The 13,609-nt window shown below is 33.4% G+C and carries 7 protein-coding genes; 4 read left to right on the forward strand and 3 right to left on the reverse strand.

Annotated elements, in window-relative coordinates; genetic code table 11:
- Nucleotides 1–137 precede the first annotated feature (137 nt).
- Nucleotides 138–1,037: an AraC family transcriptional regulator gene (locus EHE19_RS04215; protein ID WP_137698038.1), complete on the reverse strand. Its 900-nt coding sequence runs from the start codon at nt 1,035–1,037 to the stop codon at nt 138–140.
- Nucleotides 1,038–1,636: 599 nt separating this feature from the next.
- Between EHE19_RS04215 and EHE19_RS04220 the strand changes: the two genes are divergently transcribed.
- From EHE19_RS04220 to EHE19_RS04230, 3 genes are all read left to right on the forward strand, one after another.
- Complete coding sequence (locus EHE19_RS04220) at nt 1,637–3,391, forward strand: CIA30 family protein (RefSeq protein ID WP_137698039.1); 1,755 nt, start codon at nt 1,637–1,639, stop codon at nt 3,389–3,391.
- Between the two features lie 439 nt (nt 3,392–3,830).
- Nucleotides 3,831–7,583, forward strand: a complete 3,753-nt coding sequence (locus EHE19_RS04225; RefSeq protein WP_137698040.1) for an eCIS core domain-containing protein — start codon at nt 3,831–3,833, stop codon at nt 7,581–7,583.
- A gap of 27 nt (nt 7,584–7,610) precedes the next feature.
- The gene (locus EHE19_RS04230) at nt 7,611–7,958 is read left to right on the forward strand and encodes a hypothetical protein (RefSeq protein ID WP_137698041.1); all 348 of its coding nucleotides are present in this window, start codon (nt 7,611–7,613) and stop codon (nt 7,956–7,958) included.
- A gap of 828 nt (nt 7,959–8,786) precedes the next feature.
- Here the strand turns inward: EHE19_RS04230 and EHE19_RS04235 are convergent.
- Both EHE19_RS04235 and EHE19_RS04240 read right to left on the reverse strand, forming a co-directional pair.
- Nucleotides 8,787–9,818, reverse strand: a complete 1,032-nt coding sequence (locus tag EHE19_RS04235; RefSeq protein WP_137698042.1) for a LacI family DNA-binding transcriptional regulator — start codon at nt 9,816–9,818, stop codon at nt 8,787–8,789.
- 470 nt (nt 9,819–10,288) lie between these two features.
- Nucleotides 10,289–12,094, reverse strand: coding sequence for a sugar-binding protein (locus EHE19_RS04240; RefSeq protein ID WP_137698043.1), 1,806 nt, complete (start codon nt 12,092–12,094; stop codon nt 10,289–10,291).
- Nucleotides 12,095–12,772: 678 nt separating this feature from the next.
- On the opposite strand from EHE19_RS04240, the gene EHE19_RS04245 reads away from it, so the two are divergent.
- Nucleotides 12,773–13,393, forward strand: coding sequence for a DNA-3-methyladenine glycosylase (locus EHE19_RS04245; RefSeq protein WP_137698044.1), 621 nt, complete (start codon nt 12,773–12,775; stop codon nt 13,391–13,393).
- Nucleotides 13,394–13,609: the final 216 nt, after the last annotated feature.

A 13,609-nucleotide genomic window follows, 5' to 3' on the forward strand; every position in this document is an offset into this window, starting at 1 on the left:
TATGTGGTTTAATAATCACCCAGTGTTTTAATAATATTATAAATTAATATTATTAATGGAGAAATTGTAATACATAACAGGAGCGCTTTGTATCTTCCCTTTGGTAAGTAACAGAGATATAACTCAAAACACAATTATTATTTGTATTTTGATTTTCCGAAACTGAATCTTTCACGAAAATTTGCAGGAGTCATATTAACATGTTTTTTAAAAAGCTTATGGAAGTATGTTATGTTGTTTATACCACACATAATACTTATATCAGATATTTTCATATTGGTTGTAGTCAATAATCTTTTTGCGGCATTCATGCGACTTTGAATAATATAGTCAAATGGAGACAGTCCGATTATACTTTTGAATATTTTACAATAGAAATTTTTACTAACTCCACACCTTTCGGCAAGGTCTAACAAGGTAAAATCCTTGTGTAGATTGTTATCTATGTAATTTTGAGAAGCCTTTATTATTTCGTAATTATTTTCAAAAGACCGTCTATTGATTCTTTTAATTGTATTTTCAGGGGATACAAGTAAAAGATTTAAAATGTTCATAAGGTGCGCTTTCAAAATCAATTGGCAATTCTGCTGATTTTTGATAAACTCATTGAATACTGATTGAAATAAGTACTCAATCTCGTAATTAGATGTTGTAAGTTTATTAGGCACGTCGCTGAAAAATCCAACATTGCATAGCCTTTCTTTTTCATTTGAAACCCAATAAGGTTCAGAACTTGCGTAAAGACCTTTGTTTGAGATATCATAGAAAGCATCAAAAACAATTACAATAAAATAATAACCTGAATATCCTTCAACTATTGTGCCGGGCTCTCTTAAAAAAATATCGCCTTTTGAGGCTTTAGCAGTTTCACCGTTGGTAATAATGGTTCCTTTACCTCCTGTAATTAGCTCAAGCTCATAGAATCTGACTACTCTTTCTTCAAAATGGGTTCCCACAGGATAGGGGACATTTTCTTCATTGATGCAAAAAACCTCAATAATATAAGGATTAAATATTGATTGCTTATCATTAATCATAATATATCAATCTTCCTTACTATTGTTTTTAACAGTACTAATCCATATAGTTGATGATATTAAAAGTAAGTTTCCCTATTATACGCTTAGAACCATTTTATAATTAATCATTTATAAGATAATTGCTATTAATATAATGATACCACATAGCGGCAGTTCTGTGGTATAATGAGGCAAAAAATCATACATTTTATAAGAGAGGGCCACCGCTTCGATTTTTAGGCGGAGAAAAAGAGAATAGCTTCAGCCTCATAGAAATGCTACAGATGTAATAAAATTTATCTACAATCGAAAAATTATATATTGAATCAAGGCATTATAACAAGGCAAAAAATCATTCATTTCTTTAAGTAGGAATGTATAGCTTTGGTCTTCAGACACTGATAAAAATACTTTCCTATGTTTATTTGTCTCTGATTCTAATTAAACCTATCAATAATCAAAGAATTTCTTTCTTTTTAAAATTATTTAAGAGATATAAGAATTTAATATTGAGTAATATATTACAATTGAGTGCTATGTGATAATTGTAATAAAAGATGTCTATTTATATAATTAAATTAGATATTATGTAAAATTTACACATGGGGGGAAAAATAATGAAAAAGATTTTGGCACTGATTATTGCGTGCAGTATTATTATGAGTTTATTTCCTATGACTACCTATGCTGCTACAAGTCCTCAGGATATGGTAAAAAAGATGGGAATAGGTATGAACCTTGGTAATACGTTTGACGCACCAACGGAAGGTTCGTGGTCGAAGGCAGCTCAAGAGTACTATTTTGACGATTTTAAGCAAGCTGGTTTCAAGCATGTTAGAATTCCAATACGTTGGGATCTGCATACACTTACAAACAGTCCTTATACTATTGACAAAAGCTTTTTAGACAGAATTGAAACTGTAATAGATTGGTCACTTTCTCGTGGATTTGTTACAGTAATTAATTCACATCATGACACTTGGATTATGGAAAACTATAATCAGAATATAGCAAGATTTGAAAAAATATGGGAACAGATTGCAGAACGCTTTAAAGGTAAGTCAGAAAATCTGCTTTTTGAAATATTAAATGAGCCAAATGGTAATATAACAGATAGTCAGATAAATGATATGAACAGAAGGATTTTAAGTATAATAAGAAAGACTAATCCTACTAGAAATGTAATTATTGGATCAGGGTTCTGGAATAGCTATAATACATTAAGCTTATTGGAAATTCCAAACGATCCTAATCTTATTGCAACTTTCCACTACTATGATCCATACTCATTTACTCACCAGTGGCAGGGTACATGGGGAACTAAAAATGATATGGATGCCATAAATATGGTATTTAAGCAGGTTAAAAAATGGTCAGAGAAAAATAACATACCTATATACCTTGGTGAATATGGTGTAATGGGACATTCCGATAGAAATTCAGCTATAAAATGGTGGGATTTTGTAAGCGATCAGGCTACATCCTATGGATTTGCTTCTGCAGCTTGGGATAATGGAGTGTTTGGTTCTGTTGATAATGATATGGCATTTTATAATAGAGATACCAGAAAGTTTGACCAGCCAATTTTAAATGCAATAATGACTACTGGAACAACCTATGAATGGACTCCTCCAGCAGAAGAAGAGCCAGATCCTCCTCATGAACCTGCAACACCAGCTTATGGGGAAGAACTTGTTGAAGATTTCGAAGGTGCTTTACAGTGGTCAGCATATTCAGGTGTTAATGCTACTGCATCATGTAAGCTTTCTAGTGGTAAATCCGGTAATGGTTTGGAAATAACATATGCAGGTTCATCAAATGGATACTGGGGTGTTGTGGACAACAAGCATAGAAATCTAGATTGGGAGAAGTGGCAAAAAATATCCTTTGATATAAAAGCTTCAAACACAAATGAAATCAGACTACTTATAGCTGAACAAAGTAAGATTGAAGGAGAAGACGGAGAACACTGGGTTTATGTTTTAAAACCAAGTACCAATTGGACTACAGTTGAAATTCCATTTTCAGCTTTTACAAGAAGAATAGATTATCAGCCACCTGCACAGGATAACAGTGCAACCTTTGACGTATACAAAGTAGGTTCATTACATTTTATGTATGCTAACGGCAATTCAGGTACTTTATATATTGATAATATTAAGTTGGTTGGATTACCTGAAGGTTCACAAGAAGGAAAACTTGGAGATGTAAATAGTGATGGCAATGTCGATGCATTGGATTTTGCATTGTTAAAAAAATACTTGCTAGACTCATCTAACAGCATAAATAAAAATAATGCGGATATCAACTTAGATGGGGAAATAAATTCTATTGACTTTGCAAAGTTGAAAATGATGTTGCTTGGAAATTAATTTATAGGATAGTTATATTTATAAATAAAAAGATTATAGAATAATAATATATAAAGATGGCACTGAAAACTCCTTTAATTTCTGCATTTGAAAAAGCCGAAGGTATGATAATTACCTTCGGTTTTTTCTTTGTGAAAAAAGTTGAATTATATTATGAAAAGCAGTGGAGAAGAAATTTTACTTTTGAGTAACTTTTTTGAACTTCTATATAAATAGTTGTGATATAACTGTAAATTGAAAATTTTTTTGGGTTTAGCAAAAATAATGAGATAATTTTAGCTAATAAAAATAGTTTTTGAATAAATTCTAAAAAGTAAACTTGAGTCTATTGACTAAGGAATATAATTATTTCTAATATTTAAATTAATTTTAAGAATATGGATGTTAATAGCCCTTAAAAATTTACTTATACTTGAGTAGAGTTTAAGGGAGTGATCTAATGAAGACCAAGATGTTGGTTAAAAAGCCAGAGGCTGTATCCAACAAAACAAATAGCCCTGTTAATAATAATAATGTTAATAATAAGCAAGAAGAAGAAAAAAAGCCAGAAGAAAAGAAAAAGAATGTTAGAACAACCGATTACAAAAAACTGATGCAGATGATGCTAAATGATCCGGATTCTATAACTAGAGAAGAATTTTTGTATATTCAATCTATTATAGGATATAGACGAGCCATGGTAATGATGGAGGAGGCAAAACTACGTAAAAGGCAGAATAAGATAGAGCAGAAAGATATAAGGAATCCAATTACATTACAAAAAATAAATTCTGATGATAAAAAGGATTCAGATGACAAAAAAGAAACTTCACAGCTAAAGAAGGGTAATGGAAAAAAACCATTGCAAATGAAGAAGGATGAAGGTAATAATGCTGCTTCAAGTTCAGGTATACCAAGCAATCTAAAGTCAGGGCTTGAAAAACTATCAGGCGTTGACCTATCAGATGTAAATGTTCATCAAAACTCTGATAAGCCGCAACAGGTTGGAGCATTAGCATATACACAGGGAAATGATATCCATATTGCTCCGGGACAGGAAAAGCATCTTCCACATGAAGGTTGGCATGCTGTTCAGCAGAAGCAAGGTATTGTTAAGCCTACCATGCAGATGAAAACAGGTACTCTTGTAAATGATGATGCAGGTCTTGAAAAAGAAGCGGATATTATGGGTGCAAAAGCGGCGGAAATTGGTAAAGACATTTCAGCAGCAGATGCAAGTAGTGGTCAATCAAAAAATAGCAGCAATAGTGGCAGTAAAGGAAGCGGAGATTTTGTAGTTCAGAAAAAAGACGAAGGTACAGAGTCAAAGCCCAAAATAAATGAATCAGATTTGGAAGAGATTCAATTAAAGGGCATGACTGATTTTAAGGCTACAACAAAAATAGACGAGTATCTTAAAGAAAATACAAGTGGCGCTAATATAAAAGTGAGATATGGTAATTTTGCTAGTGGCACTGTAAAGATAAGTAAGTCGGGGCAAAACTATAAAATGACTCCACAGGCAATTTCTCTGTCGATGAATCCATTTTCAAATCAGGAAAATATGGTAAAAACAGCACAGCCAAGCTTGATTATAAGTATAAATAAGGGCAAGCTTACAGGTTACTTGGGTATAGCAAATGGTAGTAAAGTTCCTAGCTCAAATGATCTTCTTTCACAGTTAATATCTGATCCGAGCATGTTCGGTTTGAGAGGATTAACTCTTGACAAATCCTTACAGATAGTTAATAGTATAAATGAGGGAAGACTTGAGTTTGGTATTAGAAATGCAACTGTCAAGGTTGGAGGAGTTTTTGATTGCACAATATCCTTTGAATTTGAACCTGATACTGGCAAGATAAGTTTTTCAGGAACTGCAAATATAGATGTAAAAGGTCTTGCGACTGGAAATCTTACATTGGAACGTAGCAGTCAAGGAAATATAACAGGTACCGCAGAACTTGCAGTTAATCTTTCAGAACATATTAATGGTGGAGTAAAGGTTAATGTTGATGGCGAAAGAGTTACAGGAGAAGGCAGTGTAGGCTATTCTGGTGAAAAGCTTTCAGGTCAAGTAACGCTAAGACTTATTGATAAAAATAGTATGCCAAGCGTTGTTGGAACATACTCAAATGAAGCAGCAAAACCTGAACCTCAAAGTAATAAATCTAAAAATCCTGAATATGTGCTTGCCGGTGAAGGTGACTTGACGTTTATGTTCACCGATTGGCTTAGTGGGACAGCCCATGCCGAAGTAGATGAAAATGGTAATGTTACAATTGTAGGACAGATTGTGCCTCAAAAAGAATTGGTTCTTTTTGAACAAACTGACTATATTAAGCAACTTCTCAACGTTGAAGCAAGGGCATCTTATGGAATACCTGTTGTTGGAAATATATTCTTATTTGCCAGCATAGGATTAGAAGCATTTGCAAAACTAGGTCCTGCAAAGTTGTACAATATTATTGCAGAAGGAACATATTCAACAGATCCTGAGAAGTGCAATGACTTTAGTATACAAGCATCCTTGAACATATCTGCTGCAGCAGGAGTAAGACTTATTGGTAAGGCTGGTGCGGGACTGGAAGTACTTGGTCATGATATTAAGGCAGGTGCATCAATAACTGCAATTGCTGGTTTATCTGCATATGCCGAGGCGACACCAATAATTGGTTACAAGGAAAATGCAATGCCGGGTCAGGATAAAAAAGGTGACTTCTTCATATCGGGCGAACTAGAAGTTGCTGCGCAGCCGTTCTTTGCCTTAGAAGGAGACATTTTTGTAGAAATCGATAGCCCATGGTGGTCTCCTCTTTCTGATGAGAGATGGACATGGCCTCTCTTTAACAAGAGTTATCCTCTTGGAGGCAGCTTTGGTATAATGGCGAAGGTGGATCATGTTCTAGGTTCGAAACAAGTTCCAGAAATAGAATTTGGAAAAGTTGATTTTTCAGCAGACAAGTTTATGACTGACCTTATTAATGATAAGACCAGCAGTAAAAAGACTGAGGAAGAGCAACAAGGAAAATGGAATGAAAAAAATAGCGAAGCAGCACAGCCGCCTAAAGATACCAAAGAAGAGAAAGGCAGCGAAAATGGCACCGATTCAACATTAAATGTTGAAGAACCAAATACTTCCTCAAAATCAAATAAAAAAACAGCGGCAGACCCAAATGCAATGACTGCTGACGGCAAGACCGTTAAACAATACCAAGATGAAACATTACAAAATCAAGCTAAGGGTGATGTGAAGCCAGATGGCGCTTGTGAGACTACTGACAAGACTAGCAGTGAAAAGAAGAACCAAGATCAACAGCTTATTCAAGGACTTAATGAACTTGAAAAATTAACAAGCGAATATGAAAAGAATAATGGAGCTACACTTGAGGAACTACAGTATGAGGCAAATGAAGTAAAGAAAAAATACAGCGTATTTAAGTCAATTAATATAGTAGATGATGGCAAGGATTGGGACTATAAATATACTTATAATCCGACAGAGACAAAGGATGGACCTAAAAAAGGTGATGAAATCCTCAGTCCGAAGGCAAAATTCAAGCAGGATTCCAAAACCTATGAACTATGGGTTGAAAGAGGTAAGCCTGGAAGTAAAGAAAATGTAGTAATGATAACAGGCCCTAAGAACATTGAAGAAGATAAGACTGTATGGGACAAGCTGGATAAAACAGCAAAGGATAAAGTATATAAGCTAAAGCAGCCCAAAAATAAAAAATATAAGCTCAAGGAAGTTGAAGAGGCTACAAACGCGATTGAAAAGTGTTTGGCGGGAGAAAGTAAAGATAAAATAATAAGAAATTGGAAAGGTGAAGAAGTAAAAATTCCAGAAGGACATATTATGAGTCCTAGAGACCCTGATTTCTCTAAGTCACCAATTTACAGAACTGGTCCATATACAAAAGAACAGAAAGAACAATTTTTACGAGGAAATTCTGCAGGTACAAAACTGGCACCACATCACAGACACCAAATTCCTATCAGGGATGGCGGTGTTATTGATGAAATTCCAGGATCAGGTCATCCTGAGGGTAATCAGCATACAGGAGGATCTCCCAATAGACATCCTGGTAAATCTATATTTAATTCTGAGCCAGGAGGAGATAGACTTAGACAGAAAGAAATTGAAGAACACTGGAAGAGTAAAGGGCAAAGGTTGGTTGAAAAGATGCCTGGCACGTTTTATGATTTTGGTTAATAATGTATTTGTGAAAGGAGTAAGGATATGACACTTCTTGAGATAGAAAATATTATGAGGAAAAATAACATTATATATTCTGTAGTAACAAATTTAGATAATGGATTGGTCGAAACGATTGGAAACACGAAAGATTTGATAGAAGATGATTTGGTAACTCAACTTTTTGGTGACTTTACAAAAATAAAAGCATTAAATGATTCACTTGAGGGGCAAATTATGCCACAAATATGGAGCCAAGGAGTGGTTAGGTGTATTGTGTGTAAACCAAATTCCAACATAATTATTGGCTTATTATATAATGAAAATAGATCACCTCTTGAGTCTATAGATTTTATTGAGGAAATTAATGATGTATTACTTAAAAATTGGTAAGCGCCTTTTTATTATAAGGAATTATTGTTCTAAATTGTATAAGACTCACAAGAAAGATAGAAACTTAGTAAGAAATCTGCAGTAATAATCGAACTGAGATATGTAAGCAGAGGATATAGTGAAATTATGATCAAACGTGATATGAGTAAAGAATGTATCCAAAGATAGATTCAAGGACAGACAATTACTTATAGAAATGAACAGTTGTAAAATTACCCTCGTTTCTTCTCAATCTTTGCATGGGTATTTGTACCCCATAGTAACTTGAAAATCGGAAACGGGGGTAACATATCGCCAAACAGGGGTAAGAAAATCGCAGTCGAAGACGTTATGTAAAAATCAAGTTATTGTATGGCTCAGAACTTTATCTGCAAAAGCCCCATAGTTCATGGTGAGCTCCTCCTTGACCATGATAAAATAGCGACGCAATTAGGGGGTTAAAGGGAAATTCCTCGAAATATTCTCGGTTAAAGTACAACATACAAAATAGAATAAAACAACAAATACAGACAGAGAAGATTAAACGATTATGTTTTTCTTCTCTGTTTTTTTGCTATGAGTTGACTTCAGACTAGGCAATCTTATTTTTATCTTTCTCAGAATCTACATGCAATCACTTCTCACCAGAGTTAACATCACACACAATTGAAATTTGTACTTTTGCGAGTTCTTTTACAAATAGTAAAAGTACACGCAACGGAGTACAGAATTAGGCTCGGAGCCTGAAATCACGTAATCAGTCACCTGAAAATGGATAGGCTAAAGCTCACTTGAAAGGCCGAAATCATTTTATAATGGGTTTCTATTGAGTGAACTATATAGTGTTAATTAACCTTCCGAAAACCCTCCACAGCTTTCTCGAAAAATAAAGTCAACTTCTTCAAAAACAATATGGGGCTTTTGTATATGTCCGTTTATCATATCAAGAATAAGCTGAAGGCTTCTTTTAACCATTCTTTGAATAGGTAGATTGACGACAGTCAGACTAGGCTTTAAAAATTTGCTTGTCACCATATCTGAGAAACCTATTATTTCTATATCCTCTGGAATTCGTATCCCATTCTTCTGAAGAAATGGGAATACTTCATGACTATAGCCGGAAACAAGCAAAAAAAGTGAAGTAGGAAGAGTACCTGACTTATAGAGTTTTTCAGCACTTCTAATACCGCCTTCTGAATCAAGAGTATCGAGTATTATATGCTCAGGAAGAACAGATATTCCATATTTTTGACACCCATCCAAAAAGCCAGTTCTTCTCATACTGAAATTCCGTGACAAGAGATTAGGACAAATCAATCCTGCACTTTTGTGCCCTCTAGCAGCAAGAAGAGCAGAAACTTTTTCACCAGCTCTGTAGTTATCAATGCACACGGAACTATATTTATCATTTTGTCTATTAAATAAAAGAATAGGCATTGTGGATTCAATCTTCATCAAATAATCCACATCACTATCTGAAGCACCAACTATTATTACTCCATTAAATAGCTTATTCTTAAAAACATTATCAATTTTACTTATTTCCGAATAAACATAGGGCTTAAAAACAACCTCTACATTTAGATTGTCATTTAAAATACTATTTTGAATACTATCAAAAAAGCTAACAATTAACTCTGAAGAATATAGAGATGGCCATAAAATACCTATAATAGCAGACGAGTCTCCTTCTGACTTGCTTCGCAAACGTCTTGCATATATGTTGGGCTTATATCCAAGTAGTTTTGCTTCTTCCCATACCCTGTTTTGAGTTTTTTCAGAGATGCGCATTTCGTTGCCGCGTCCATTTAACACAATGGAAACAGTACCTGGTGAGAGATTTGTTTTTTGGGCGATGAGTTTTATATTTGAGTTAGCCATATTGTCTCCTTTTTTGCAATAAATTCTAGTATTAAATACCATTATAATATGTAATCTAAAAAGAAATCTATAATATATAATATTTATTAGATGTAAATATAATCTTAAATTATAGGAAGAGTCTATAACATAAGTGGCCATATCTAATATTTAAACATTGAGTTAATTATTTTAATAATACAGGGTAAAGTTATAGTCCTAGCGTAAGGGTACTTCTGGCCAAACTTATCTAAATGGGTTGCTTTTCAAGAAATTTGCTGAATAAGTATTGGTTATCATAGTTAATTATACCGCCCCTAACATTCAGCATCTAAATTTCAGTGTTATGCTAAAACCTACATTTGTGTAGAGTTTACGGTATAATTAACTAGTCCTCATCATTAAGTTCAATCAAATATCTTTTATTAAGCAACCCAGTCATATAAGTAGTACTCTCGTACCAGCATAACAATAAGTAGCTATCTGGGAACTCAGTTAAATAAATCAGGGAGAATATCGTAAATATACTGGTTTACCCAATTCCATGCATGAGTGCCGCCATCACTTACAATAAAATAGAAGTTTCCTTTTTCTAAATTGCCTGAATAAATGAAACTATCCTTTAGTTCTTTCATAGCATCAATCTGAGGCTTTAGGTTTGGATAAGCGATATCTAGATTGCCTGTGGCACTAAAAATGTAGTAATCCTTTGGTTCATATCCTGCATCTTTTGCAGCTTTTGCAAGATATTCTGCCGTTTCCTTTGGCTTTAAGCTTCCAGCTTTCTCACCGAATATCCAGCAGTCGCCGCACAAAGGCATATAGTATTTGAAGTAGTCAATACAATTTACAAATATATACCAAGTAGTTACCGAACCCATGGAAAAACCGCCAAATGCCCTATGTTCTCTTGAGGCTTTAAGGTCATTTATATCTCCTGATGCAGCATAAGTATTATATTTTGTTTCAATTAATGGAACAACTGTACTGATTAATTCCTCATGAAAATAAGCGGTATCATTTTTTCCGCCATAAAAAGTAGGTGTGACAACAATAAGAGGTTCGATGTCACCGTTTGCAATCATATTGTCTATAATTTTCTTTAACTCTCTATTTTGGTCAGGGCCGCCAAATATGGTATTTTCATTTTCACCACCACCATGCAACAAGTATAAAACATTATATTTTTTATTAGAATCTGATGGGTTGTAACCATATGGAAGGTAAACATTTAGTTTTTTAACATCTATTCCGTTTTCTAAATTTGGTACAGAATACTCTAAATTTTCAATTGTTCCTTGTTGTTCAATTTCTGATCTATAAATATCTGGAACAGTCTTGAAAACTTTTTCGTCAGCAGCTTCGTCTGTTAGTATTAGCTTATCTATTGCAGCTTTTAAAGCAGCATATTCTTTATCAAGCATATTTTGAGTTACTTTTTTATTTTTGAGCACGTTTTCTGCGGACTTTATAGCATAAGTTATTACTTCTGGATTTTTATAGCGTGTTTTATCTAATTTTTGCGCACTCTTTATTAAATTCATTAAATCGTAAGGATTTAATCCGCTTTTTGAACCATTTGTTTTACCATATAGCAAAACTTCACCAAACTTTCCTGTATCATTCCATGCACTGCCTGTTGAATCAAAAACATTTATGGTACCAATTCTATCAGTATCTTTTGAATCATTAATTTGCAATTCTATACCAAGAACCTTTCCATTAGCGGGCTTAGTGTTAAGTGCAATTCTTGCCTCAACAAGATAACCGTCCTTAAGCTTCTTTGTAGCTGTATAAAACCTTTCAGCATTTCCAACATCCACAGATTGTGAGTTTTCATAATTAACTCTGAAATGTAAATCATCTACACCATACTCTTGAGTTTTGTCGTTATTTTCATCTAAAAAGATTTCAAATGAATCTTGCATATATGGAGTTTCAGACTTTACAGACAAATTTTTATCTTTCACTTCTGCAAGAACATACAGCGCGTTATCATCCCATAGTACTCTGAAAGTAGCTGATGTAGTTAAATTTTTTGTTATGTATTTAGGTTTAACAACTACTGCTTTATCCCATATTTTATCTTTTGAGCCGTCAATTACAGGTGAACCGAAATTAGCAACTATTCTGCCTTCGGAGTCAAAGCCACTTTTGTCTACTGATGGCTTTTTGGTGTTTGGGGCTGGGGCTGCTGAAACATTTGAATATGAACCACAGAAGCCAGTAAACACCAAAGAAGCAATGCTTAGTGTAGCAATAATGAGTTTAAATGGTTTATGTTTTCCATTTTTCATAAAATACATCTCCTCGCTAAATTTTTTTATGTTGCTATTTTTTATTTTAATGATATAAAGTCAATAATTTAAATTATGGTAATTGAAGAAATATTGTCTTTTAATGCATTGCAGAGATTAAATAAAGCTTAACACCGTTACATTTAGATAAACAAATTATTATCTGATTTTTAAAGCTAGATTATATTCACTTATAAATTATAACTGTTATTTTTCAATATTTTAGTAAGTATTATATTTGCAATATCGATTTAGCAACATTTAACTAAATTATATTGTACATGGAAAAGTGTGTCAATATGTGAATGGGTTAATGAAAATTTATTTTAATAGTACTTTAATATTCATTCTTTGATCAGAACAAACATCAATCTAGATATATATTGCACGGGAATACTATTTACGCAGTTTAATTTTGATATATATTATTTTTGGTTTTAACAGCTCCTAGCATGCTATGATCTATGGATGGTGAATGAGGAGAGTCAGCTTCTGTAATTCAAATTTTTTACCTTAATTACATTTAATCTATCAATAATCTTGATATTATCCTAAAAGTAAGGGTATTATATTTGTGTCATATAAACTCAGTGCTTGCGGATGTGGCAATGAATGAGAATCATAAATATACACTCATGTATACAGTTTTATGTTATAGGGAGGAGGCTCAATAAGTAATTGAACTCACAAAATATATTAAGCAGAGAATTCTACAATAGAGATGCGTTATTAGTGGCAAAGGAGCTCTTGGGTAAAGTGCTGGTGCATGAATTATTTGGGCAAAAGATTTCTGCAAAAATTGTAGAAACAGAAGCCTATATGGGTATTATTGATAAAGCGGCTCATTCATATGGTGGAAGAAGGACGCAGAGGGTAGAAGTTATGTATGGAGGCCCCGGTTTTTCATATGTGTATTTTATTTATGGAATGCATTATTGCTTTAATGTAGTAACTAGAGAGGAAGGAACCCCTCAAGCTGTTTTAATAAGAGCTGTTGAACCCATAGAAGGGCTAGAAATAATAGCGAAAAATAGATTTGGAAAAGAGTATTCCCAATTAAGCAAAAGTAATTTAAGGAATTTGACAAATGGACCAGGAAAATTGTGCCAAGCATTAGCAATAGATAGAAGCTTAAATGGAGAGGATTTATGCGGTAAGAAACTGTACGTGCAAGAAGGAGAAAGTGACAAAATTAGTATAGTATCTGCTAAACGGGTTGGTATTGATTATGCAGAAGAGGCTAAAGATTATCCTTGGAGATTTTATATAAAAGATAATATATATGTTTCAGTTAAATAGATTAGTTCATAATAACTTATTATGTGGTTCTGCGAACACAAAAATATAAGTATTTCGTATGAGTGATTTTCTTATATAACTAATTCATGAAATATTTCTAAACCCAACTGCTGAATAAAAAGTTGAGTTGTGTAAAAGCTTACCAATGACATGTTGAAGTTAATTAACTTATTAAAATCATTTGCTTTTCATTTGATATTGTTATCACACCAAATA

This window comes from Ruminiclostridium herbifermentans (assembly GCF_005473905.2).
Classification (GTDB): Bacteria; Bacillota; Clostridia; order Acetivibrionales; family DSM-1351; genus Ruminiclostridium; species Ruminiclostridium herbifermentans.